Origin of the sequence: Acidovorax sp. LjRoot66 (assembly GCF_964253305.1) — a bacterium.
In the GTDB taxonomy this organism is placed as follows: Bacteria; Pseudomonadota; Gammaproteobacteria; order Burkholderiales; family Burkholderiaceae_C; genus Acidovorax.
The window spans coordinates 1,617,892-1,640,509 of the sequence record NZ_CAXUQU020000001.1 but is presented as its reverse complement, the minus strand read 5'-3'; the positions used below and the strand labels follow the sequence as shown (position 1 = coordinate 1,640,509).

The window sequence follows — 22,618 nt, the reverse complement described above, 5'->3', positions numbered from 1 at the left end:
CAATGTGGCCTGCCTGCCCCCTGGGGCAAAGCAGGCCTTTTTAAAAACAGGGCAAGACTGGTCGCGGTCTGTCCTTTTCAGGAGCTAGTTATGAACTTCGTCGCTTTTGAGCGCGCCAAGCAAGGTACGGGTGCGAGCCGCCGTCTGCGCAATTCGGGCAAGACGCCTGGCATCGTCTACGGCGGTACTGCCGAACCCCAACTGATCGAGATCGACCACAACGCACTGTGGCACGCCCTCAAGAAGGAAGCCTTCCACTCCAGCGTGCTGGACATGGAAGTGGCCGGCGCCACCAGCAAGGTTCTGCTGCGTGACGTGCAATACCACCCCTACAAGCAACTCGTGCTGCACATCGACTTCCAGCGTGTGGATGCCAAGACCAAGCTGCACATGAAGGTGCCACTGCACTACAGCGGCGCTGAAGAGTCCAAGGCTGTCAAGGTCGACAACTGCCTGGTGAACCCCGTCGTGAACGAACTCGACGTGACCTGCATGCCTTCGGACCTGCCTGAGTTCATCGCCGTGGACCTGTCCACGCTCGAAAAGGGTGCTTCGCTGCACCTCAAGAGCATCAAGCTGCCAAAGGGCGTGACCCCCGTGATCCGCGGTGGCCAGAACAATCCCGTGCTGGTCTCCGTGACCAACCCGGTCGTGGTTGTCGAGACGCCTGTGGAAGCCGCTCCTGCAGCGGATGCCAAGGGCAAGGGCAAGGGCAAGAAGTAATTCTTGGCTTTTTCCTGTCCGGATCAGCGTTGCCCTGGTGGCGCTGCTTCCAGCAACAAGAACGGCTCACTTCGGTGGGCCGTTTTTGTTTTGTGCTTCTGCTTGGGTTGGTTAGTTGGTTGCAGTGGTTGCACTGTGCCTGGATTGAGGGCGGAGGCCGGGATGTGCGCCCGGCGGCGCACCCACCTTCTTTTGCGTCGCCAAGAGGGTGTAGAAGAAATAAATTATAATAGCGCCGCATTGACCAAGCAGGAGCAGCGCAATGGCAAAGACAGGCCGACCACCCGTGATCCCCCCTGGCGAGTACGCCACCTTGCGCGAGGTGGTCCGAGACAATCCGCAGGCGACGCTGCCCGAGTTGGCGCTGGCCTGGGCCGATCACATGGGCCGCAGCGCCCCCAGCACGGTGACTCTGCGCGCAGCACTGAAGGCTGCCGGCCTGCAGCGAGCGCGGCCCAAGTCGCAGCTGTCCCGCTCGCAGCCTGGTCAGCCTGGCACGCGCTACGGCTACACCGCCCAGCATCGGCCCGCCAGTCAATCCGGCAACGCCATTGCCGGTGCCCTGACCGATGCCGAATGGGCGCTGGCGCAGGACCTGTTCGAGCCCCAACCGGGCTCGCGTGGCAGACCGGCCACCTACTCGCGGCGTAGCGTTGTCGATGCCTGCTGCTATGTGCTACGCACCGGCTCGTCCTGGAGCAACCTGCCGGTGCAGATCTATCCGCCCTGGCAGTCTGTGCAGAAGGCCTTCGTCAACTGGGCCCGCCAAGGCAAGTTCGAAGCGCTGCACGAGCGTCTGCGCCAGCAATGGCGCCAACGCCTGGAGCGCGCTGCGCAGCCCAGCGAGGCCATCATCGACTCGCAGTCCAACCGGGGCAGCCCTCAGGGTGGTACCTTGGGCTTCGATGCAGGCAAGAAGGTGCAGGGGCGCAAGCGCCATCTGGTCGTGGACACGCTGGGCCTGCTGCTTGCGGTGGTGATCACCAGTGCAGCCGTGCAGGACCGCGACGCGGCCGCGCAAGCGGTAGCACAGGCGTGCAAGCGCACAGATGGCTCGTTCAAGACGTTGTGGGCCGACAGCGCGTACGCCGGGCAATGCGCCCAGCAGATCGAGAAGGCGCACCACGTACAGGTGCGCATCGTGCGCCACAGTGCCCGCCACCGCTGGGACGATGCCCAGCAGCCGCTGTGGAGCGACGAGCAGCCTGCCCCCATCGCCAAGAAGCGCTGGGTCGTAGAGCGCACCCATGCATGGCTGGAGCGCAACCGCAGGCTTGTGATGCACCACGACCGCAAGCCGTTCTATGCGGCTGCGTGGGTGTGGCTTGCGCAGGCCCGGATGTTGTTGGGGCGGTTGAAATAGATTTCTTCTACACCCTCCAAAAGAAGGTGGGCCAAGAAAAGGCGACCCCCAGTCTGCGTCCCCCTTTCGCCCTGTCGGGCGAAAGGGGGCAACCTGCGATGCTCGGTCCTGGGGTGGTGCCGCAGAACTCGCTGCGTTCTGCGAACTCCGCTCAAACAACTGCGGCAAGCCAGATCACGAAGTGCGTGTGTCCTTCGGCACACGCACCCACCCCAGGCCCTGCGCTTCTCGGCGCAGCCAGCAGGGGTGGGGAGCGGGGACAAACACGGCTGCTGCTTCGCAGCTGCGCCGGGTGTCGGTTACGCGCTGCGCGCTGCCGACGTGTTCGGTGAGCGCTCTGGCGAGCCGAGCGCAGCGAAGGACCACAGGCCGAGCGAAGCAATGGCCCGAGTGGAGCCCGCTCCCACCCCCTTCTGACCGTGCCGAGAAGCGCAGGGCCTGGGGTGAGCGCGTGCCGAAGGACACGCGCATCGTTGTCTGACTCACCGCGGTTGTTTGAGCGGAGTTCACCCGCAGGGGGAACGCAGCGAGTTCCGCGGTGCACCCCAGGACCGAGCATCGCAGGCTGCCCCCTCGCCCACCGGGCGAGGGGGACACGGGCAGCGGGGTCGCCTTTCTTTGGGGTACCTTTCTTTGGCGACTCAAAGAAAGGTACCTCGGCTGCCGGGCCGAGACCCGGCCTCCGCCCTCGACAAAAGCACGCGCCAACCATCGACAACAGCAGCGACACACAAGCAAGCCACCGATAATCCCCACCCATGATCAAGCTGTTTGTAGGCCTGGGCAACCCAGGCCCCGATTACGAAGCCACCCGCCACAACGCCGGCTTCTGGTGGATCGACGCCCTCGCGCGCGAATTGAAGGTGAATCTGGTCCCGGAACGCTCCTACCACGGCCTGGCCGCCCGTGCCACCGTGCACGGCCAGAGCGTGTGGCTGCTGCAGCCCCAGACCTTCATGAACCTGTCGGGCAAGTCCGTGGCATCGCTCGCGCGCTTCTTCAAGATCGCGCCCGAAGAGGTCCTGGTGGTGCATGACGAACTCGACATCCCCCCGGGCCAGGTCAAGCTCAAGCGCGGCGGCAGCCATGCGGGGCACAACGGGCTGCGCGACATCCATGCGCAACTGGGCTCGGCAGACTACTGGCGCCTGCGCGTCGGCATCGGCCACCCAGGCGTGAAGTCGGAAGTGGCCAACTGGGTGCTCAAAAAACCTGCGCCCGACCAGCGCACGCTGATCGAGGACAGCATCACCCACTCGCTCAAGGCCTACCCGGCGATGCTGGCCGGCGAGATGGACAAGGCCACGCTGCTGATCCACACCGTCAAGCCGCCGCGCCCCAAGCCGCCCCGCCCGCCCGAGCTGGGCGCTGCCACCATCACCCCACCGGCTGCCGCCAAGCAGCCCGACGCAGCCAGCTGACAGATATCAGTTCTGGGCAGGGGCCTGCAACCGCTGGAACTTCTGCCACAGCGTCTCGCGGGTCTCCACGTGCTGCGGATTCACGGGGATGCAGGCCACGGGGCAGACCTGCACGCACTGGGGCTCGTCGAAATGCCCCACGCACTCAGTGCACTTGCCAGGGTTGATCTCGTAGATCTCTTCGCCCAGGTAGATGGCGTCGTTCGGGCATTCGGGCTCGCAGACGTCGCAGTTGATGCACTCGTCGGTGATCATCAGCGCCATGGCACACATCCCTGCACACGGGGTGCAGTCACGACAAGGGGAGACAGTGCGCGCTTCATGGGGCACATTATCGTGGTTCCGGGCATGTACCTTGCGTGCCACACCACAACACAACACCGCCGGCGGGGTGTTTTTGCCGTTATGCTGTGTATACACATTAATTGTGACGCCAGGGAATTCACCGCCCAGGGCGCCACGCACAACCACCACTACCCACACGACACCCCACCATGGGACTGTTCTTCCTCAAGCGGTTCATCACGCTCCTGGCCACGCTGATTGGCGCCTCCATCGTCGTCTTCCTGGTGCTGGAGATCCTGCCCGGCAATGCAGCGCAGATGCTCATGGGGCCAGACGCCTCGCCCGAGGCCGTGGCGGCGCTGGCCACCAAGCTGGGGCTGGACCAGCCGGCCATGCAGCGCTACTGGGAGTGGGTCAGCGGCCTGGTGGTGGGCGACATGGGCAACAGCTACGCCTACAGCACGCCGGTGCTGGAACTGATGCTCGAACGCCTGGCCCTCACCGTGCCGCTGGCGCTGATGGCCATGGTGATCACCACGGTGCTGGCGCTCATCGCGGGCGTGTACGCGGCCTCGCGCCACAACAAGGTGGGCGACGTGGGCGTGATGGGCCTGGCGCAGATCGGCATCGCCATCCCCAATTTCTGGTTCGCCATCCTGCTGATCCTGCTGTTCTCGGTCAAGCTGCAGTGGTTCTCGGCCGGGGGCTTCCCGGGGTGGACGGAAGATGCCGGCGGCAGCCCGCTCGACGCGCTCAAGGCCCTGCTGCTACCCGCCATCGCGCTGGCCGTGGTGCAGGCGGCCATTCTGGCGCGCATCACGCGCTCGGCCGTGCTCGAGGTGCTGCGCGAGGACTTCGTGCGCACGGCGCGCGCCAAAGGCCTTTCGCAGCGCGCCGCGCTCTGGGGCCATGTGCTGCGCAATGCCATGATCCCGGTGATCACCGTGATGGGGCTGCAGTTCGCCAACCTGCTGGCCGGCACCATCGTGGTGGAAAACGTGTTCTACCTGCCAGGCCTGGGGCGGCTGATCTTCCAGTCCATCTCCAACCGCGATCTGATCGTGGTGCGCAACTGCGTGATGCTGCTGGCGGCCATGGTGGTCATCGTGAACTTCGTGGTGGACATCCTCTACGCAGTGATCGATCCCCGCGTCAAAGCCAGCGATATCTGAACGACACCCCGAACCCCATGAGCGCCGTTCCTTCCACTCCTTCCATCCGGCCTGCCGGCACGCCGCCGCCCGGCTGGTGGCACCGCGCACTGCGCCACCGCAGCTTCGTCATCGGCGCCGTGCTGTCGCTGCTGCTGCTCGTCGCCGCCGGGCTCTCCCTGGTCTGGACCCCCTGGTCCCCCTACGAGATGGACCTGCCCGGCAAGCTGCAATCCCCAACCCTGGCCCACTGGCTGGGCACCGACGCCTTCGGCCGCGACGTGGCATCGCTGCTGCTGGTGGGCGCGCGCAACTCCATCCTGGTGGGCGTGATCGCGGTCGGCATCGGCCTGTCCATCGGCACGGCGCTGGGCCTGCTGGCTGCGGCCAAACGCGGCTGGGTGGAAGAGCTCATCATGCGGCTGGCGGACTTCACCTTCGCCTTCCCGGCCATCCTCTCGGCGATCATGATGACGGCGGTGTTCGGCGCGGGCATCGTCAACTCCATCATCGCCATCGGCATCTTCAACATACCGACCTTTGCGCGCGTCACGCGCGCCTCGGCCAACGCCGTGTGGTCGCGCGAGTACATCCTGGCCGCGCGCGCCTGCGGCAAGGGCAGCTGGCGCATCACCCTCGAACACGTGCTGCCCAACATCCTGTCGGTGCTGATCGTGCAGGCCACCATCCAGTTCGCCATCGCCATCCTGGCCGAGGCCGCCCTGTCCTACCTGGGACTGGGCACGCAGCCGCCCCAGCCTTCTTGGGGCCGCATGCTCAGCGAGGCGCAGACGCTGATGTTCCAGGCGCCGCTGCTGGCCGTGTGGCCGGGCCTGGCCATCGCCTTCGCCGTGCTGGGCCTGAACCTGCTGGGCGACGGCCTGCGCGATCTGCTGGACCCGCGCCTCTCTCGCAAACGATGAAGACGACCTTCTGCCATGCCCTTGCTTGAAGTCTCCAACCTGCAGATCCGCCTGCAGACCCACCGGGGCCCTGCCGACGCCGTGCGCGGCTTGAGTTTTGCCCTGGAGCGCGGCGAAACCCTGGGCCTGATCGGTGAATCGGGCTGCGGCAAGTCCATCACCGCCATGTCGCTCATGGGCCTGCTGCCCGACAGCGCCCAGGTCAGCGGCAGCATCCGTTTCGACGGCGAGGAGCTCGTGGGCCGCACGGATGCACAGATGTGCCGCATGCGCGGCAACCGCATCGGCATGGTGTTCCAGGAGCCCATGACGGCCCTGAACCCCGTGCACAGCATCGGCCGCCAGGTGGCCGAGCCGCTGCGCCTGCACCGCGGCATGGGTGCTGCGGACGCCCGCAAGGAGGCGATATCCCTGCTCGACCGCGTGGGCATCCCCAATGCGGCCCAGCGCTTCGATGCCTATCCGCACCAGTTCTCGGGCGGGCAGCGCCAGCGCATCACCATCGCCATGGCCCTGGCCTGCGGGCCCGACCTGCTGATTGCCGACGAGCCCACCACCGCACTGGACGTGACCATCCAGCAGCAGATCCTGGACCTCATCAGCGACCTGGTGGCCGAGCGCAACATGGCCCTGATCCTGATCTCGCACGACCTCGGCGTGATCTCGCAGAACGTGGACCGCATGATGGTCATGTACGGCGGCAGCGTGGTCGAGAGCGGCTCCACCGCTTCGGTGTTCTCGGCCATGGCACACCCCTACACGCGCGGCCTGTTCGCCGCCCGCCCGCACCTGGGCGCGGTGCATGCGCCGGGCCAGCGCCCGCGCCTGTCCACCATTGCCGGCACGGTGCCTGAACTGGTGGACCTGCCTGCCGGCTGTCCCTTTGCCGGCCGCTGCAGCTACACCGTGGATGCCTGCCACCATGAACGCCCCCCAGCCACCCTGGTGGCCACCGATGCCGATGGAGACCACGAGGTGCGCTGCCTGCGCCGCGACGCCATCGCCCAGGCGCTGAGCGCGCAGCAGGCCGTCCAGGTCGTCGAGGTGGCCGCATGAGCAGCAAGCAGCCACAGGCACCGGCCAGCGCCGATACTGCCCTGCTCCAGGTCACGGACCTGGTGCGCGAATACACCCTGCCGCGCGAGCACCTCTTCCAGCCACCGGGCAAGGTGCATGCCGTCAACGGCGTGAGTTTTTCCATCGCCTCGGGCCGCAGCCTGGGCATCGTCGGCGAATCAGGCTCGGGCAAGTCCACCCTGGCGCGCACGGTGATGGCGCTCGATGCGCCCACCGCCGGCACGGTGCACCTGCTTGGCCGCAACCTGCATACGCTGGCGCCGGCCGAGCTGCGCCAGGCGCGGCGCGACTTCCAGATGGTGTTCCAGGACCCCTATGGCTCGCTTGACCCGCGCCAGACGGTGGAGCGCATCGTCACCGAGCCGCTGCAGGCCCAGGGCGAGACCAGCCGCACAGAGCAGCGCGAGCAGGCCGGCCAGGTGCTCGCGCAGGTGGGCCTGCGCACCAACGACCTCGGGAAATACCCGCACGAGTTCTCGGGTGGGCAGCGCCAGCGCATCGCCATCGCACGCGCCCTCATCACGCGCCCGCGGCTCATCGTGGCCGACGAGCCGGTGAGCGCGCTCGACGTCTCGGTTCAGGCCCAGGTGCTCAACCTGATGCAGGACCTGCAGCAGCAGTTCGGCATCACCTACATGCTCATCAGCCACGACCTGGCAGTGGTCAACCACCTGTGTGACGAAGTGGTGGTGCTCTACCAGGGGCGCATCGTCGAGCGCGGCTCGCCGGCCGAGCTGTTTCGCAATGCGCAGCACCCCTATACCCGCTCGCTGGTGGGCGCCGTGCCCCAGGTGCAGCCCGGCCGCGCGCGTGCCCGACGCGCCGCTGCGGCCGCAGCCGCGAAAACCGCATAACCACAAGCGCCACCAATGGTGTACAAAGCTTCCGTGCTCCCCGGTAACAAATTGCACCGGGGTCTTCGTCAGTTTTTTGTCTGGAGAGTCCGAACATGCTGAACCGCCGTACCGTTCTTGCCACTGGCGCCATCGCCACCGTGCCCCTCGCCACCCCGTTCGGCGCCCTCGCCCAGGGCCGCAAGGACGCCGTGGTGCTGGCCATGACGCTGGAGCCGCCAGGGCTGGACCCGACGGCCGGCGCCGCCTCGGCCATCGCCGAGATAGTGCAGTACAACATCTTCGAGACGCTCACCAAGATCAATGCCGATGGCAGTGTCTCGCCGATGCTGGCCGAAAGCTGGGAAGTCTCGCCCGACCTCAAGACCTACACCTTCAAGCTGCGCCGCGGCGTCACCTTCCAGAACGGCGAGCCCTTCAACGCTGCCGCCGTGAAGTTCTCCTATGACCGCGCAGGCGGCGAGAAAAGCACCAACAAGGACAAGCGCACCTTCGCCAACCTCACCACGCAGGTGGTGGACGACTACACCGTGGTGCTGCTCAACAAGGACATCGACCCCGACCTGCTGTTCATCCTGGGCCAGGCCACGTCCATCATCGTCGAGCCCAAGAGCGCCGATGGCAATGCCACCAAGCCCGTGGGCACCGGCCCCTACCAGCTGAACGCATGGAACAAGGGCTCCTCCGTCGTGCTGGCAGCCTGGGCCGGTTTCCGCGCCCCGGCCAGCATCAAGATCAAGCGCGCCACGTTCCGCTTCATCTCCGATCCGGCCGCCCAGGTTGCCGCACTGCTGGCAGGCGATGTGGATGCCTTCCCGCGTGTCACGCCCCGCAGCGTGAGCCAGTTCAAGGCCAACCCGCGCTTCCAGGTGGTGGTCAGCGGCTCGCGCGCCAAGACCATCCTGGCCATCAACAACGGCAAGAAGCCGCTGGATGACGTGCGCGTGCGCCGCGCCATCGCAGCCGCTGTGGACCGCAAGGCCGTGATCGAAGGCGCGGCCGACGGCTATGGCGCGCCCATCGGCAGCCACTACGTGCCCGGCGCCTTCGGCTACGTGGACACCACGGGCGTGAACCCCTACGACGTGGAAAAGGCCAAGAAGCTGCTCGCCGAGGCCGGCGTGAAGACGCCGCTGGAGCTGAACATGACGCTGCCCCCCACCCCCTACGCGCGCCAGGGCGGCGAGGTGATTGCAGCGCAGTTGGCCAAGATCGGCATCGTCGCCAAGCTGCAGAACGTGGAATGGGCGCAGTGGCTCAGCGGCACCTACGGCAGCAAGAACTACGACCTGACCATCATCTCGCACGTGGAGCCGTTCGACCTGGGCAATTTCGCCAAGCCCGACTACTACTGGGCCTACAACTCGCCCAAGTTCAACGAGATCTTCAACCAGATCAAGAACGCTGCGCGCCCGGCCGACCGCTCGCGCCTGCTCGGCGACGCGCAGCGCCTGCTGGCGCAGGACTCCGTGCACGCCTTCCTGTACTCGAACCAGTGGATCACGGTGGCCAACAAGAACCTCAAGGGCCTTTGGAAAGACATGCCGGTGTTCGTGAACGACATCTCGTCACTTTCCTGGTCCTGAGAGACCGTAAGATGGTTGCCCGGTGGCACGCACTGCCCGGGCAACCCAGGCTTGGCAGGGGCTCGCAAGAGCCCCTGCTGCGCTCCGGGGCCTGGTGCCGTGCACCTCGCCTGCTTCATTTTTTGCTGACCGCTCCTGGCGTGCCTTCCCAGCCGCCCCGCGCCCTCCCCTCCTGCCCAGCCACCTGCCATGAGTGACCTCCACGACCTGCCCGCCCACGCCCTGCTCGCTGCCTACCGCCAGCGCACGCTGTCCCCCGTCGAGGTCACCGAGGCCGTGCTCAAACACATCGATGCGTGGGAGCCCCACATCCAGGCTACCTATCTGCTGCGCCCCGACCTGGCGCTGGAGCAGGCCCGCGCCTCCGAGGCCCGCTGGAAACGCGGCGAGCCCATGGGCCTGCTCGACGGCGTGCCCGCCACCATCAAGGAAAACATCGCCACCCGGGGCGACCCGCTGCCGGCCGGCACAGCCGCCGTGGACCTGGTGCCCGCCGCAGCCGATGCGCCCCCCGCGGCGCGCATGCGCGAGGCAGGTGCCGTCATCGTGTCCAAGACCACCATGCCCGACTACGGCATGCTCTCCTCGGGCCTGTCGAGCTTTCACCCGCTGGCGCGCAACCCCTGGGATGTGAGCAAGGGCCCCGGCGGCTCCAGCGCCGGCGGTGGCGCCGCCGCTGCAGCCGGCTATGGCCCGCTGCACATCGGCACCGACATCGGCGGCTCGCTGCGCCTGCCGGCCAGCTGGTGCGGCATCTTCAGCCTCAAGCCCAGCCTGGGCCGCATCCCCATCGACCCGCCCTATACCGGCCGCGCCGCCGGCCCCATGACGCGCACCGTGGCCGATGCCGCGCTGATGATGCAGGTGCTCAGCCAGCCCGATGCCCGCGACAGCATGGGCCTGCCCGCACAGGACATCGCCTGGAACCAGTTCGACCAGGGCAGCGAGCGCTTGCGCGGCCTGCGCATCGGCCTGCTGCTGGACGCTGGCTGCGGCCTGCCCGTGGAGCCCGAGGTGCGCGCCGCCGTGGAAAACGCCGCGCGCCTGATGGAGGCCGCCGGTGCCACCATCGTGCCCATGCAGCCCTTCATGACGCAGGCCATGCTCGACGGCATGGACCACTTCTGGCGCATGCGCTCCTTCACCGACCTGCAGGCCCTGCCTGCCGTGAGGCGCGAGAAGGTGCTGCCCTACATCCGCGCCTGGGCCGACAGCGCCGAAGGCATGTCGGGCACCGCGGTGTTCAACGCCAGCCAGCAGTTCCACCTCACCCGCGTGGCCGCCGTCAAGGCCTGCAACGCGTTCGACTACGTGATCTCGCCGGTGGCGCCCAACGTCGCCTTCCAGGCCGAGCTGCCCTCGCCCACCAACGACCCGCTGCGCCCGCTGGAGCACATCGGCTTTACCGTGCCATTCAACATGTCCGAGCAGCCGGCCGCATCGGTCAACTGCGGCTACACCGAAGCCGGCCTGCCCATCGGCCTGCAGATTGCGGGCGTGCGCTTCGACGACCTCGGGGTGCTGCAGGTTGCGCACGCCTTCGAGCTGATCCGCGCGCCCCAGCGCCCCTGGCCCCAGCCGCCCAAGGGTTGAGTCGCCATGGATGTCCTGATCCTGTCGATCCTCATCGCCAGCGGTGTCTACGTGCTCAATGCCAAGGAGCAGCGCAAGCGCATTGCACTGCTGGGCAGCCACCTGGGCAACTACCAGATCGAGAAGCTCATGGAGGCGCTGACCGAGGGCTACCTGCGCGCCCTGGGTGAAAGCACCGACGAGCGGCGCAGCCAGATCTGGTCGCTGCTGGAGACCACCGAATCGCAGCTGGCCGAGCAGTTCGCGCGCTTCGCCGCCGATTTCTCCAAGGTGGATGAAGCCCAGGCCCGCGTGAGCCGCCTGGCGCTGGCGATTCCGTTTGCGCAGGCCATTCTGCCCGCCGCCACCTTCGACATGCGCCGCGCCCTGGCCATCCACGCGCGCGGCATCGCCAGCGTGGCGCAGAACAGCGAGCACCTGGCGCCCAAGGACAAGGCCTTCGCCATGACAGCCGAGCTGCTGCTCATGCAGCACACCTGCCACTGGTTCTGCAAATCGAAGACGATCGCCACGGCGCGCATGCTGGCGCGCCACAAGACGCCGCACGAGCAGCTTGTGGCCTCGGTGTCCGCCCCCACGCGCACCGCGTACCTCGCGCTCATCCACGGGAAATGAGTGACCGCAAGACGGGGTAGCTCCTTGCCCCGCACAATGCACCGATGCACACCGCCACCGACAGCCTGGGCAACCCCGTCACCCTGCACGACCCGAGCAGCCTTGCCGCCCTGAACGATTTTGTCGAAGGGTTCATCCGCTGCGAAGCGCGTGCCGTGAACGTGCTCGCAGCCGAGCACGACGAAAGCGCCATCGTGCAGGCCTGCTGCGCAGCGCTGCACATGTTTGCCGAGTCGGCCGATGCGCCGCGCAACGCGCGCCCCTACCTGGCACGCGCGCAGGCGGCAGCCGGCCAAGCGAGCGAGCGCGAACAGCGCTTCGTGGCGGCCGTGGCCGCCTGGGTCGATGGCGACCTGCCGCGCGCCATTGCACTGCACGAGGAACAGGCCCGGCTGCACCCGCGCGACCTGGCCTCGCTCAAGCTCGGGCAATACCACCTGTTCAACCGCGGCGACTCGCCGGGCATGCTGCGCATTGCGCTGGCGGCCCTGCCCGCCGCGGCCGAGGTGCCCTACCTGCACGGCATGCTGGCCTTCGGCTGGGAGCAGTGCCACCTGCTCGACCGCGCCGAAGCCTCGGCACGCCATGCGGTGGCCCTGTGCCGCAAGGAGCCCTGGGCCCACCACGCCCTGGCGCATGTGATGCTGACCCAGGGCCGCATCGCCGAGGGCACCGATTTCATGGCCAGCGTGAGCGACACCTGGACGGGCCTGAACTCCTTCATGGTCACCCACAACTGGTGGCACCAGGCGCTGTTCCTGCTGGAGAAGGAGCGCCATGCCGAGGTGCTGGCGCTCTACGACCAGCAGGTCTGGGGCGTGGTCAAGGAATACACGCAGGACCAGATCAACGCCGTCTCGCTGCTGGCCCGGCTGGAGCTGGCTGGCGTGGACGTCGGCCGCGCGCGCTGGGACGACCTGGCTGGCCATCTGGCGCTGCGCCTGTCGGATCAGGTGCTGCCCTTTCTGGACCTGCAGTACCTCTACGGGCTGGCGCGCGCCGGGCGTGTGGACGAAGCGCGCACGCTGCTACGGCACATCGAGGCCCACGCCGCCAGCCGCACCGAGGCGCACGAGCGCACCGTGTGGCAGCAGGTCTGCGTGCCTGCCGCCCACGGCTTGCTGGCACATGCCACAGGCGACTGGGCCACGGCCGCGCGACAACTGGGCCTGGCCCTGCCCCAACTGGTGGCCGTGGGCGGCAGCCATGCGCAGCGCGATCTGTTCCACCAGATCTACCTCGACGCCCTGGCCCGAAGCGGCCAGTGGGCCACGCTGCAGAACCTGTTGCAGCCTCAGGCCAACGCGCAGCCCGAGTCCCTGCGCCTGGCGCGGCAGCTTCAGAGGGTGTACAGCGCCCTGGCCCTCGACCGCGCCCTCGGCACCGCGTAGGACGAGACCCCGCGGCCGTGTAGCCCCACGGCGCATTGCCACCGCGGCACACGGTGCAGGGGGCAAACCCCTGCCCGCACGGGCCCTCTGCCGGCCAATCCGGTTCTAGAATGGGAGTGCACTGTGCCCCTGGGTGCGGTGCCATATCTGCCGATCTTCCGTACCTTGTCCCACAACACCCTCGCTCCTCCATTGCCCCTGCCTGCCATGACCGATGCGCTGCAGGCGCTGCGGCGCGCCACCGCCGAGCGGCATGTCCAGATCGACTCCGGCCTGCCCATCGCCCGTGCCGACGCCAGCCTGGCCGACTACCTGGAGCACGTCCACGCCCTGGCTGCCTGGCTGCAGGCACTGTGGCCTGCGCTGCAAACGCTGCAGGCGCACGCGCCCGGGTTTGGCTTCGCGCCTGCAGCGCGGCTGTCCGCGCTGCGCGAGGACCTGGCGCACCCGGCTGAACAAGCCACCCTGACCTGGCCTCGGCCCAGTGCCACCACCGCGCAGTGCCTGGAGCAGGCCCTGGCGCGCCACCCTGGCCAGACCGATGCCGTGCGCTGGGGCCTGGCGTATGTGGTCGAGGGTTCGCAGCTCGGCGGGCAGGTGCTTCATCGCGGCCTCGCGCCCCGGCTGGCGCCGCACCCGCTGCGCTATCTGCAGGGCGATGGCGCGGGCACCGGTGCGCGCTGGAAGGCATTCATGGCGCTGCTGCGCGCGCACGTGGCCTCGCCCCCGGCCATTGCGGCCGCGTGCGACGGTGCGCTGGCCGCCTTCCAGGGCCTGCAGGCGCACTTCGACACCATGGAAGCCACACAAGGAACGCCAGCATGACCTCCGCCGCGGCCCCTGTGCAGCACACCACCCTGGAAAACTGCGACCGCGAGCCCATCCACATCCCGGGTTCCATACAGTCCCACGGGGTGCTCGTGGCCGTGGATGCAAGCGGCGTGGTGCACCATGCCAGCAGCAACGCAGAGGCACTGCTGGGACACGCGCTGATGCCGGGCGACGTGCTGCACGGCAGCGCACTGCTGGCGCAGCACCCGGCCCTGGGTGAACTACTCGACGAAGCCCTGGGCGCCGCAGCCGACCTGCCCATGCCGACCGAACTGGAGGCCGCGGGACGCAGCTTCGACGTGGTGCTGCACCAGTCGCACGAGTTGCTGGTGATCGAGTTCGAGGCCCGCCAGGCATCGTCCGACGCGCTCACGGGCTTTGCCATGCAGGCCCACCGCGCCATGGAAAAGCTGCGCCGCCCGCGCGCCTCCATCGACGACCTGCTGCAACTGGCCACCCAGGAGTTCAGGGCGCTCACGGGATTCGACCGCGTGATGGCCTACCGTTTTCGCCCCGACAGCAGCGGCGATGTGGTGGCCGAATCGCGTGCCGACTTCCTGGACCCCTACCTGGGCCGGCGCTACCCCGCCAGCGACATCCCGGCGCAGGCGCGCGCACTGTACGTGGCCAACACCCTGCGCCTGATCGCCGACGTGCAGGCCGCGCCGGTGCCCCTGGCACAGGCCGCAGACTGCAAGCCGCTGGACCTGAGCGCGGCCATCCTGCGCAGCGTCTCGCCCATCCACATCGAATACCTGAGCAACATGGGCGTGGGCGCGTCCATGAGCATTTCCATCGTCATCAACAACCGGCTGTGGGGCCTGCTGGCATGCCACCACATGGGGCCGCGCCAGGTGCCCTACAGCGTGCGCATGGCCTGCGACGTGATGGCGCAGATGCTGGGCGCCACCATCCAGGCGGCCCTGGCGCGCAAGCAGGCCGAACGCCAGTTGCAGGTGGCCGAGCTGCGCACCCGGGTCATGGAGAGCGTGCTGCACTCCGACGACGAATTCACCGCGCTTTGCTCCCATGCGGGCGCCCTGGCCGCATCGATGCATGCCGACGCCATCATGGTGTCCGAGCACAGCAAGCTGTGCACCGAAGGCGGCATCAGCGACAGCGCTGCCCGAGCCCTGCTGCAGTGGCTCGATGCCACGCACGCCGGCAGCACCCTGTACGCCACCCATGCCCTGCCGCTGGAGGCACCAGCCATTGCCGTGCAACTGGCCCCCTGGTGCGGTGTGCTGGCCCTGCCGCTGGATCTGCAGCGGGGCAGCTGGCTGGTCTTCCTGCGCAAGGAGCAGATCGAGACCATCCACTGGGGCGGCAAGCCCGACAAGGAAATTCGCCCGGGCCCGCTCGGGCCCCGCCTCACACCCCGCGGCTCGTTCGAGCTGTGGAAGGAGATCGTGCGCTCCACCTCCGAGCACTGGGCGGCCGATGACCTGGACATCGCACGGCAACTGCTCGCGGAGCTGGTGCGCGCCCAGAACGCCCGCCACGCCGAACTGAACAACGCCCGCAGCCACCTGATGGCCGTGCTCGGGCACGACCTGCGCGATCCGCTGCACTCCATCAGCATGGCGGCGCGGGTGCTCGAAAAGAACAATGGCGCCGATGGCAACACCGGCAGGCTGGGGCAGCGCATCCAGTCGTCGAGCAGCCGCATGCAGCGCCTGGTGAGCCAGGTGATGGACATGTCGCGCCTGCAAAGCCGGCTGGGGTTGGATCTGCAGCCCGCCAGCATCGACCTGGTGCAGCTGTTGGCCGACCTGATGGACGAGGCACGCACGGCCCACCCAGGCATGCAGCTGGTGGGGCACCTGCCCACCAGCCTGCAGGCCGAGGTCGACCCCGACCGCATGGCCCAGGTGTTCTCCAACCTGGTCAGCAACGCGCGCCATCATGGCGACGCAGGGCAGCCGGTCGAGGTGCACATGCAGGCCACGCCAGAAGGCCCGCTCATCCAGGTGCGCAACGTGGCCCCGGCCATTGCGCCCGAGGTGGCGGCCGACCTCTTTACCCCCTTCAAGGCCTCGTCGGTGGGCAAGGCACGCAACCGCTCCGGCCTGGGCCTGGGCCTGTACATCGCGCACCAGATCGTGCAGGGCCACGGCGGCAGCATCGGCTACGTGCACGAGGCGCCGCATGTGGTGTTCACCGTGCACCTGCCGCAGCGCCCGGCACTCCCTCCCGCAGCCCCCTCCACCTGACACCCGCTGGCCCCTGACACCACCATGCCGCTAGAAATCCTCGTCATTGATGACAACCAGGACGCCACCGAGCTCCTGGAAGAACTGCTGTCCATGGAGGGCCATTCCGTGCGCACGGCCGCCACCGCAGCCCGCGCCCTGGCCCTCGCCAGGGAAAGGCCTGCGCAGATCTTTCTGGTGGACCAGAACCTGCCGGACATGAACGGCTCGGACCTGGTGCCGCTGCTGCGCGCGAGCGTGGCCGAGCACGGCGCTGGCCCCTGCTTTGCCATTGCCATCACCGGCATGGCCTCGGGCAACGCCAGGACGGCGGGCAGCCAGATGGGGGCTTTCGACTACATCCTGGGCAAGCCGCTCGACTTCGACGCCTTCGACGCGCTGATGGCGCGCTGCGCCGCTGCGCTGCAGGCCCCTCCCGCTCCCTGAGCTCCGCCACTCCAGCCCCATCCACCACCCATGCCCGCCAAGAACTCCGAGCCGCCCCTTCCCGATCATGCCCGGGAGCTGATGGACGCCGGCCTGCAGCATGCCGTGCTGATGCGTGCCATGCCGGTGCTGCGCCATGACCTGGCCAGCCCCCTGTCCGTGATGCGCATGGGGACCATGCTGCTCAAGCGCCGCCTTGCCAAGGGCGACCTGACCCCCGAACAGGCTGTGGAGCGGGTGGAGCAGATCGAGGAGCAACTGGGCGACATTGCCCACCACATCCGCCGCCTGCGCCAGTGGGACCTGCAGATCAACGAACGCCAGGCCCTGCGCGCACTGGTGGCCGAAGCCGTCGAGCTGGCGCGGCCCATGCTGATGGTGCGCGGCACCGAACTGGAGCCCCTGGTCGAGGATGCAACCGGCTGGGACGAGCAGGTCACGGCACGGCACACGCTGCTGTACGTGGTGCTGGCCGCCCTCTACCACCTGGCGGAGCGGCCCGGCCCCGTGCCCGCCCGCATCACAGTGGAGCCCTCGGGCGCAAGGGGGGTGCGCGTGCGCGCGCAGGGGGTATCGGCATCGCAGGACCTGCCGCCCCTGCAGGGCAGCAGCCTGGCGCAACCACCGGCCCTCGACTTGGCAGCGCTGCACCAGTTGGCCCGGCCCCTGGACGTCACCGTGCAGGTGGCGCAGGACCAGGTGGAGATCACCCTGCCCGGCGCCTGAACCAGGGTCTTCCATCAGAGCCGGCCACGAGGGCCGGCGCCCTGGGCTCAGTCAGCGCCGTCCACCGCCGCCACCAGCAGTTTGGCCTGGTCGTAGACCGGCTGCGGCGGCAGGTCGGCCAGGTGGCGCACGTCGCCCCAGTGCAGCAGTTCGATGGCGTCGCCATCCAGGCGCACGCGGTTGAAGCCCGCATTCGGGATATCGCTCTGGCGCGGCCCGTGCAGGCCCACGCCCTGCGCCGTGCGCCAGACCATGTCGAGCACGCCGCCGTGGGTCACCACCATCAGGGTCTTGCCCGCATGCTCCTGCGCCAGGCGGCGCACGGCGCCCATCACCCGGGTGTGGAACTGGCGCGTGGTCTCGCCGCCGGGCATGCCGCCGTCGGCGTCGAAGCGCAGCCAGTTCTCCCAGGCCTCGGCATGCTGCAGCTTGATGTCGTCCACGCGCATGCCGTCGACCAGGCCAAAGCTCTGCTCGCGCAGGCTGGCGTCCACCACGTTGTCGATGTGCAGCTGCGGCAGCAATGCGCCCAGCACGGGCTGCGCCGTCTGGCGCGTGCGGATGAGGTCGCTGCAGACCAGGTGGTCCACCGCCAGGCGTTCGGCCCCCAGGCGTTCGGCCAGGCGGCGCGCCTGCTCATGGCCGGTGGCGTTCAGGGGCACGTCCACTTGGCCCTGGAAGCGCAGTTCCCGGTTCCAGTCGGTCTCGCCGTGGCGTATCAAGATCAGTTCGGTCATCCCGTCCATTATCGAATGCATGCACAGTATTGCAAGCAATACTCCTGCCAACGGCATGCAGACCGTCCCCAGGCGCTATGCTTTTTGACAACCAAGGGGCGATTGCACCTGTTTCGCTCCTCAACGCATCGGGACGATGAGCACCTTGCGGCGCGGGGCGCAGCCGGGGCCGTCGTAGGGCGGGCTGTCTTTCTCCCAGCCGCTGCCGGGCGAGGTCTGGGCGCAGACGCGCTGAGCATCGACCTTGCTGCGCCAGTAGAACCAGGGTGCGGGCGCAGCCAGTGCGGCGGTGCATGCGAACGCGCAAACCAGCGCCCCGACCCACAGCCGGTGATTTCGTGCGCAAGCAGCAATTCGCATCATGCCTTCATTGTGGCGCGCCCTCGTCCACCCTGCCACCCGGCATGGGCGCGGTGACGATCCAGCCTTCCAGCGGGTCCAAGCCGGGCGGCAAGCCGTAGAGGGCATCGCCCTCGGCATGGCGCTGCTCGGCCCAGCCGGCCTGCAGCATGCACAGCACGGCGTCCAGGCTGTCGCCGCTGGCGTCGGCCACCAGGGCATCGCGCTGGGCGTGGCTCAGCTTCAGTCGCAGCGCCAGGCGCGTCTGCCCCAGCTCCAGCGCGGTCAGCAGGTCCTTGCGCGCGATCAGGCGGTCCGGCGTCTGCTTGGCAACATCGTCGCTCTTGTAGCTGCGCCGCTGCAGCACCTCGCGCGCGAGCAGGCCGGGGTAGGCCTCCAGCGCCACGCGTGTGGGGTCGCCTGCATGCAGGCCGGGCAGGTGCACGCCGGCCCCGAGCAGCAGCGGCACGCCCGCATGCAGCATGTAGGCCACGGGCGGGTTCACCCATTTCATCGACGGGCTGGAGCCGGCGGGCCCGTCGGTTGCGCGGTGCGCGAACTTGCCGCCCACGGGGCGCGCATCGCAGAAGGCGGCAAAGGCTTCGCGGATCTGTGGGCGGGTGAGCGACTGGTAGTGCTGCATGCTTGCATGCCACTGCAGCGGCCAGCCCAGGGTCTGCAGCAGCTCGCGCGGCAGGCCGAAGGGCAGGTCGAACCCACCCACCCAGTGGCGCGGCTCGGCCAGCCAGGCGCCCACCGCGGCCAGGGTTTCCAGCCGCACCAGTTCCGTCAGCTGCACGCGCGCGCCGTCGCGCCGGCCCAGGGCCAGCACCACGGGCTTGCGGCGCGTGGGGCTGCTTGAGAAGTCACATCCGAGCAGCATGGCCTACCCCAGGGCGAGCGCGGTGACGCCGGCCGCGATGAGCACGGCCCCGCAGATGCGGGCCACGCGGTCGCCTTCGCCCAGCAGGTGCCCGCCGATCAGCGCGGCGAACAGCATGGACACCTCGCGTGCGGGCGCGACATGCGACAGGGGCGCCTCCTTCATCGCATACAGCACCAGCACATAGGCCACGGGGCTGACCATGGCCACCAGCAGCGCGAAGCGCCACTGCGCGCGCCACAGTTGGCCGGCGGTGGGCAGGTCGCGCAGCACCACGGGCGCCAGCAGCGCCACGCGCACGAAGTTGCCCATGTAGTCCACGAGGATGGGCGACATCAGCAGGATCTTGACGGCATAGCCGTCGACCACCGTGTAGCTGGCGATGAAGGCCCCCGTGAGCAGGCCGTAGAACATGCCCTTGTGCACGCGCGCTCGCGCGGCCGGATCGTGCGCGGCGCGCAGCAGGCCCGGGCCGCCCGCGATCAGGAACACCCCGCCCACCACGCCCGCGATGCCGGCCACGCCCAGCGCCGAAATGCGCTCGCCCAGCAGCGTGACCGCCACCAGCGACGACATCAGCGGCCCCGAGCCGCGCGCCAGCGGGTAGACCACGGTGAGGTCGGCCTTGCGGTAGCCGCGCAGCAGGATGACGAAGTAGGCCACGTGCAGCAACCCGCTGGCCGCGACGAAGCCCCACTCCACAGCTCCCCACAGCGGCACCGCATCGCGCCCCAGGTACCAGCCCAGCGGCGCCCAGACCAGCATCATCAGCACCGAGGTGAAGAACGCGAAGCGCGAATCCCCACCCGCCTTCTTGGCCACGATGTTCCAGCAGGCATGGATCAGGCCCGCCAGGATGATGAGGCCGAAGGCATTCAGGGTCACGGTGGGAAAGCAGAAAAAGGAATGCAAAAGGCCGCAGCGCGTCGGCGGCTGCGGCCCGGGTTCGGATGTCTGGAAAAGAGGGCAGGCCTGGAGGCCAGTCCTTTTTAAGCGCGCCCGATGATGGACGCCGTGGCCATGAGCTCTTCCAGCAGCGCGAACGACACCTTGCCCGACACCGCATACGGGTCGAGCTCGGGCTTCTCGGAGTACTTGAGCAGAATCGAGTGGTTGATCTTGGACAGGTTCACCTGGCCCATGGTCCAGCCGCCGAAACGGCGCTCGGTGATCTCCTCGTAGTGCAGCAGCTCCACGTTCTGGTGCCGCGGGTCGCGCTGGATGTGGCCGTAGAGGTCGCTCACCGCGGCACGGCCGCCCTCGATGGCCTGCAAAAAGATGCCGCCGCCATAGCAAAGCACCCCGGTAATGCCACTGCCCGGGTTGTGCTGGCGCGACTGCATGAGGATGGCTTCGATGGCGGAGGGCGAGGTATCCACCGCGCGGCTGGCATAGAGCAGGCGTACGAGCATGGTCAGTTCTTTCCGGGGATGAGAGACAGGAATTCGCGGCGCAGCGAGGGGTCCTTGAGGAACACGCCGCGCATCACGGAGTTGATCATCTTGCTGTCCATCTCGCGCACGCCGCGCCAGGACATGCAGAAGTGGCTGGCCTCCATCACGATGGCCAGGCCGTCGGGCTGGGTCTTTTCCATGATCAGGTCGGCCAGCTGCACCACGGCCTCTTCCTGGATCTGGGGGCGGCCCATGACCCAGTCGACCAGGCGCGCGTACTTGGACAGGCCGATCACGTTGGTGTGCTCGTTGGGCATCACGCCGATCCAGATCTTGCCGATCACCGGGCAGAAATGGTGGCTGCAGGCGCTGCGCACCGTGATGGGCCCGACGATCATGAGCTCGTTCAAGTGCTCGGCGTTGGGGAACTCGGTGATCGGCGGCTGCGCCACGTAGCGGCCCTTGAACACCTCGTTGAGGTACATCTTGGCCACGCGGCGCGCGGTATTGTGCGTGTTGTGGTCGCCTTGCGTGTTGATGACCAGGCTGTCGAGCACGCCCTGCATCTTGACCTCGACCTCGTCCAGCAGCTTCTCCAGCTCGCCGGGCTCGATGAACTCCGCGATGTTGTCGTTGGCGTGGAAGCGCTTGCGCGCGGCGGCAAGGCGCTCTCGGATCTTGACGGAGACGGGCGTGCCTTCTTCGTCGGGCGGGATGGTCGTCATATCAGCGGCAGTGGGACTGGACATGTCCGGCATCGTAACAGTGAACGGGACGGTACGCCGGGCAAAGGTTTTACCTGGCTACCGCCCGGCCCGCATCGCGATACAGCTACTATTTGTATAGCAGCAAAGCATGCCATCGGTGTCAGTACCGGCGGCCCGTGATCCACAGGGCCAGCCGCATCAGCGCATGGGCCACCTGGTCGAGCACGCGCTGGCGCAGCGGGCGGCCCGCATAGCGCGCCGGCTCCATGCGCCGGCCGGACTGCTCCATGGCCTGCACCAGGCGCTCGCGCAGGTCGGCGGCAAAGGCCGCGTCCTCCACCACCACGTTGGCCTCGCGCGCCAGCAGCAGGCTCAACGGGTCGAGGTTGGACGAGCCCACCGTGGCCCAGGGCCGCTCGCCCAGCGCATCGACCACAGCCACCTTGGCATGCAGAAAGCTGGGCGCGTACTCGTGGATCTCCACCCCCGCCGCGAGCAGTGCGCCATACACCGGCCGCGCCGCGTGGTACTGCATGAAGTACTCGTAGCGCCCCTGCAGCAGCAGGCGCACGCGCACACCGCGGCGCGCCGCCATCAGCAAAGCCCTGCGCAGCTTGCCGCCGGGCAGGAAGTAGGCGTTGGCGATGATCACCTCGTGGCGCGCCGCACCGATGGCGCGGCGGTAGGCCCGCTCGATGCGGCTGCGGTTGCGCACGTTGTCGCGCAGCAGCAGCGCCGCGCGCATGGCCGGCCCCTCCTGTGCCGCCTGGGCCGCATGCTGAGCGGCGCTGGCCGAGCGCAACGCCTGCAGGGCCTCGGGCAGGCGGCGCTCGCGCATGTCGCGCACGGCCTGCATGCGCCACCACAGCTGGTCCATGGTGTCGCTGGCCACGGCCACCAAGCTGCCCGTGGCCTGCACGGCAAAGTCGAAGCGCGGCGCGGCCAGTGCCCCGTGGTTAGGGTCGTGCAGGTCGTCGAGCACGTTGATGCCGCCGCAGAACAGCATGCAGCCATCCACCACGCACAGCTTGCGGTGCAGGCGGCGCCAGCGGTGCGGCAGCAGCAGGCCCAGCGGCCCGAGCGGCGAATAGACGCGAAACTGCACGCCAGCGGCCGAAAAGCGCTCGGTCCACTCCAGCGGAAAGGCACCCGTGCCCACGCCATCCACCACAAGTTGGGTGCGCACGCCACGCCGGGCCGCCCGCTCCAGGGCCTGCGCCACACTGGCTCCACTGCCGGTGAAGTCGAAGATGTAGGTCTCGAACTGGATGTCCGACAGTGCAGCGTCCATGGCCTTGACCAGCGCGGGAAACAGCTCCTGCGCACCCTGCAGCAGGCGCACCCGGTGGTCAGCGGTGAAGGCCGGGGACAGGACCACGG

General features: G+C 68.3%; 23 protein-coding genes. 15 read left to right on the top strand and 8 right to left on the bottom strand.

What is annotated here, in order from left to right; all coding sequences use genetic code 11:
• The first annotated feature begins 90 nt into the window (after positions 1–90).
• The 3 genes from ACSQ3Y_RS07610 to pth all read left to right on the top strand — a co-directional run bounded on the left by ACSQ3Y_RS07610 (position 91) and on the right by pth (position 3,507).
• On the top strand, positions 91–723 hold the full coding sequence (locus ACSQ3Y_RS07610; protein WP_057205494.1) for a 50S ribosomal protein L25/general stress protein Ctc: 633 nt from the start codon (positions 91–93) through the stop codon (positions 721–723).
• Positions 724–985: 262 nt separating this feature from the next.
• Positions 986–2,086 carry an IS5 family transposase gene (locus ACSQ3Y_RS07605; RefSeq protein WP_436176881.1) on the top strand — a complete coding sequence of 367 codons (1,101 nt, stop codon included), beginning with the start codon at positions 986–988 and terminating at the stop codon, positions 2,084–2,086.
• Between the two features lie 758 nt (positions 2,087–2,844).
• Positions 2,845–3,507: an aminoacyl-tRNA hydrolase gene (gene pth, locus ACSQ3Y_RS07600; RefSeq protein WP_057204816.1), complete on the top strand. Its 663-nt coding sequence runs from the start codon at positions 2,845–2,847 to the stop codon at positions 3,505–3,507.
• Positions 3,508–3,513: 6 nt separating this feature from the next.
• Here the strand turns inward: pth and ACSQ3Y_RS07595 are convergent, their stop codons facing one another.
• Positions 3,514–3,771 (bottom strand): YfhL family 4Fe-4S dicluster ferredoxin, encoded by a 258-nt coding sequence (locus tag ACSQ3Y_RS07595; RefSeq protein ID WP_428002351.1) that lies wholly within the window; start codon positions 3,769–3,771, stop codon positions 3,514–3,516.
• 230 nt (positions 3,772–4,001) lie between these two features.
• On the opposite strand from ACSQ3Y_RS07595, the gene ACSQ3Y_RS07590 reads away from it, so the two are divergent.
• The 12 genes from ACSQ3Y_RS07590 to ACSQ3Y_RS07535 all read left to right on the top strand — a co-directional run bounded on the left by ACSQ3Y_RS07590 (position 4,002) and on the right by ACSQ3Y_RS07535 (position 17,178).
• Positions 4,002–4,964: an ABC transporter permease gene (locus tag ACSQ3Y_RS07590; RefSeq protein WP_436176880.1), complete on the top strand. Its 963-nt coding sequence runs from the start codon at positions 4,002–4,004 to the stop codon at positions 4,962–4,964.
• Between the two features lie 17 nt (positions 4,965–4,981).
• Positions 4,982–5,866 (top strand): ABC transporter permease, encoded by an 885-nt coding sequence (locus tag ACSQ3Y_RS07585; protein ID WP_057204821.1) that lies wholly within the window; start codon positions 4,982–4,984, stop codon positions 5,864–5,866.
• 15 nt (positions 5,867–5,881) lie between these two features.
• Positions 5,882–6,922, top strand: a complete 1,041-nt coding sequence (locus tag ACSQ3Y_RS07580) for an ABC transporter ATP-binding protein (RefSeq protein WP_436176879.1) — start codon at positions 5,882–5,884, stop codon at positions 6,920–6,922.
• Positions 6,919–7,797, top strand: coding sequence for an ATP-binding cassette domain-containing protein (locus ACSQ3Y_RS07575; protein ID WP_057204825.1), 879 nt, complete (start codon positions 6,919–6,921; stop codon positions 7,795–7,797). Before ACSQ3Y_RS07580 ends, ACSQ3Y_RS07575 begins: the two co-directional genes overlap by 4 nt.
• Before the next feature lie 95 nt (positions 7,798–7,892).
• Positions 7,893–9,383, top strand: coding sequence for an ABC transporter substrate-binding protein (locus ACSQ3Y_RS07570; protein ID WP_436176878.1), 1,491 nt, complete (start codon positions 7,893–7,895; stop codon positions 9,381–9,383).
• A 189-nt stretch (positions 9,384–9,572) separates the two neighbouring features.
• On the top strand, positions 9,573–10,976 hold the full coding sequence (locus ACSQ3Y_RS07565) for an amidase (protein ID WP_436176877.1): 1,404 nt from the start codon (positions 9,573–9,575) through the stop codon (positions 10,974–10,976).
• Positions 10,977–10,982: 6 nt separating this feature from the next.
• Complete coding sequence (locus ACSQ3Y_RS07560; protein WP_436176876.1) at positions 10,983–11,591, top strand: hypothetical protein; 609 nt, start codon at positions 10,983–10,985, stop codon at positions 11,589–11,591.
• Between the two features lie 44 nt (positions 11,592–11,635).
• Complete coding sequence (locus tag ACSQ3Y_RS07555; RefSeq protein ID WP_436176875.1) at positions 11,636–12,982, top strand: tetratricopeptide repeat protein; 1,347 nt, start codon at positions 11,636–11,638, stop codon at positions 12,980–12,982.
• 192 nt (positions 12,983–13,174) lie between these two features.
• Positions 13,175–13,807 carry a biliverdin-producing heme oxygenase gene (locus ACSQ3Y_RS07550; RefSeq protein WP_436176874.1) on the top strand — a complete coding sequence of 211 codons (633 nt, stop codon included), beginning with the start codon at positions 13,175–13,177 and terminating at the stop codon, positions 13,805–13,807.
• Complete coding sequence (locus tag ACSQ3Y_RS07545; RefSeq protein WP_436176873.1) at positions 13,804–16,026, top strand: ATP-binding protein; 2,223 nt, start codon at positions 13,804–13,806, stop codon at positions 16,024–16,026. Before ACSQ3Y_RS07550 ends, ACSQ3Y_RS07545 begins: the two co-directional genes overlap by 4 nt.
• 24 nt (positions 16,027–16,050) lie before the next feature.
• The gene (locus tag ACSQ3Y_RS07540) at positions 16,051–16,452 is read left to right on the top strand and encodes a response regulator (RefSeq protein ID WP_436176872.1); all 402 of its coding nucleotides are present in this window, start codon (positions 16,051–16,053) and stop codon (positions 16,450–16,452) included.
• Positions 16,453–16,482: 30 nt separating this feature from the next.
• Positions 16,483–17,178 carry a hypothetical protein gene (locus ACSQ3Y_RS07535; protein WP_057265077.1) on the top strand — a complete coding sequence of 232 codons (696 nt, stop codon included), beginning with the start codon at positions 16,483–16,485 and terminating at the stop codon, positions 17,176–17,178.
• Between the two features lie 47 nt (positions 17,179–17,225).
• Here ACSQ3Y_RS07535 and ACSQ3Y_RS07530 read toward each other — a convergent pair whose 3' ends face one another.
• From ACSQ3Y_RS07530 to clsB, 7 genes are all read right to left on the bottom strand, one after another.
• Positions 17,226–17,915, bottom strand: a complete 690-nt coding sequence (locus ACSQ3Y_RS07530) for a histidine phosphatase family protein (protein WP_305742004.1) — start codon at positions 17,913–17,915, stop codon at positions 17,226–17,228.
• A 120-nt stretch (positions 17,916–18,035) separates the two neighbouring features.
• Positions 18,036–18,275 (bottom strand): hypothetical protein, encoded by a 240-nt coding sequence (locus tag ACSQ3Y_RS07525; RefSeq protein WP_164470693.1) that lies wholly within the window; start codon positions 18,273–18,275, stop codon positions 18,036–18,038.
• A gap of 7 nt (positions 18,276–18,282) precedes the next feature.
• On the bottom strand, positions 18,283–19,137 hold the full coding sequence (locus ACSQ3Y_RS07520; RefSeq protein WP_436176871.1) for a DUF429 domain-containing protein: 855 nt from the start codon (positions 19,135–19,137) through the stop codon (positions 18,283–18,285).
• A gap of 3 nt (positions 19,138–19,140) precedes the next feature.
• Positions 19,141–20,022 (bottom strand): DMT family transporter, encoded by an 882-nt coding sequence (locus ACSQ3Y_RS07515; protein WP_057265279.1) that lies wholly within the window; start codon positions 20,020–20,022, stop codon positions 19,141–19,143.
• 104 nt (positions 20,023–20,126) lie between these two features.
• Complete coding sequence (locus tag ACSQ3Y_RS07510) at positions 20,127–20,549, bottom strand: BLUF domain-containing protein (RefSeq protein WP_057265083.1); 423 nt, start codon at positions 20,547–20,549, stop codon at positions 20,127–20,129.
• A 2-nt stretch (positions 20,550–20,551) separates the two neighbouring features.
• Positions 20,552–21,280, bottom strand: a complete 729-nt coding sequence (gene folE, locus ACSQ3Y_RS07505) for a GTP cyclohydrolase I (protein WP_057265281.1) — start codon at positions 21,278–21,280, stop codon at positions 20,552–20,554.
• A 118-nt stretch (positions 21,281–21,398) separates the two neighbouring features.
• Positions 21,399–22,616, bottom strand: a complete 1,218-nt coding sequence (gene clsB / locus ACSQ3Y_RS07500; protein WP_436176870.1) for a cardiolipin synthase ClsB — start codon at positions 22,614–22,616, stop codon at positions 21,399–21,401.
• Positions 22,617–22,618: the final 2 nt, after the last annotated feature.

What these genes read in the sequence shown, in the direction of transcription:
- ACSQ3Y_RS07610 (WP_057205494.1), top strand. Translation starts at nt 91, where the DNA reads ATGAACTTCGTCGCTTTTGAGCGCGCCAAGCAAGGTACGGGTGCGAGC.
- ACSQ3Y_RS07605 (WP_436176881.1), top strand. Translation starts at nt 986, where the DNA reads ATGGCAAAGACAGGCCGACCACCCGTGATCCCCCCTGGCGAGTACGCC.
- pth (WP_057204816.1), top strand. Translation starts at nt 2,845, where the DNA reads ATGATCAAGCTGTTTGTAGGCCTGGGCAACCCAGGCCCCGATTACGAA.
- ACSQ3Y_RS07595 (WP_428002351.1), bottom strand. Translation starts at nt 3,771, where the DNA reads ATGGCGCTGATGATCACCGACGAGTGCATCAACTGCGACGTCTGCGAG.
- ACSQ3Y_RS07590 (WP_436176880.1), top strand. Translation starts at nt 4,002, where the DNA reads ATGGGACTGTTCTTCCTCAAGCGGTTCATCACGCTCCTGGCCACGCTG.
- ACSQ3Y_RS07585 (WP_057204821.1), top strand. Translation starts at nt 4,982, where the DNA reads ATGAGCGCCGTTCCTTCCACTCCTTCCATCCGGCCTGCCGGCACGCCG.
- ACSQ3Y_RS07580 (WP_436176879.1), top strand. Translation starts at nt 5,882, where the DNA reads ATGCCCTTGCTTGAAGTCTCCAACCTGCAGATCCGCCTGCAGACCCAC.
- ACSQ3Y_RS07575 (WP_057204825.1), top strand. Translation starts at nt 6,919, where the DNA reads ATGAGCAGCAAGCAGCCACAGGCACCGGCCAGCGCCGATACTGCCCTG.
- ACSQ3Y_RS07570 (WP_436176878.1), top strand. Translation starts at nt 7,893, where the DNA reads ATGCTGAACCGCCGTACCGTTCTTGCCACTGGCGCCATCGCCACCGTG.
- ACSQ3Y_RS07565 (WP_436176877.1), top strand. Translation starts at nt 9,573, where the DNA reads ATGAGTGACCTCCACGACCTGCCCGCCCACGCCCTGCTCGCTGCCTAC.
- ACSQ3Y_RS07560 (WP_436176876.1), top strand. Translation starts at nt 10,983, where the DNA reads ATGGATGTCCTGATCCTGTCGATCCTCATCGCCAGCGGTGTCTACGTG.
- ACSQ3Y_RS07555 (WP_436176875.1), top strand. Translation starts at nt 11,636, where the DNA reads ATGCACACCGCCACCGACAGCCTGGGCAACCCCGTCACCCTGCACGAC.
- ACSQ3Y_RS07545 (WP_436176873.1), top strand. Translation starts at nt 13,804, where the DNA reads ATGACCTCCGCCGCGGCCCCTGTGCAGCACACCACCCTGGAAAACTGC.
- ACSQ3Y_RS07540 (WP_436176872.1), top strand. Translation starts at nt 16,051, where the DNA reads ATGCCGCTAGAAATCCTCGTCATTGATGACAACCAGGACGCCACCGAG.
- ACSQ3Y_RS07535 (WP_057265077.1), top strand. Translation starts at nt 16,483, where the DNA reads ATGCCCGCCAAGAACTCCGAGCCGCCCCTTCCCGATCATGCCCGGGAG.
- ACSQ3Y_RS07530 (WP_305742004.1), bottom strand. Translation starts at nt 17,915, where the DNA reads ATGACCGAACTGATCTTGATACGCCACGGCGAGACCGACTGGAACCGG.
- ACSQ3Y_RS07525 (WP_164470693.1), bottom strand. Translation starts at nt 18,275, where the DNA reads ATGCGAATTGCTGCTTGCGCACGAAATCACCGGCTGTGGGTCGGGGCG.
- ACSQ3Y_RS07520 (WP_436176871.1), bottom strand. Translation starts at nt 19,137, where the DNA reads ATGCTGCTCGGATGTGACTTCTCAAGCAGCCCCACGCGCCGCAAGCCC.
- ACSQ3Y_RS07510 (WP_057265083.1), bottom strand. Translation starts at nt 20,549, where the DNA reads ATGCTCGTACGCCTGCTCTATGCCAGCCGCGCGGTGGATACCTCGCCC.
- folE (WP_057265281.1), bottom strand. Translation starts at nt 21,280, where the DNA reads ATGTCCAGTCCCACTGCCGCTGATATGACGACCATCCCGCCCGACGAA.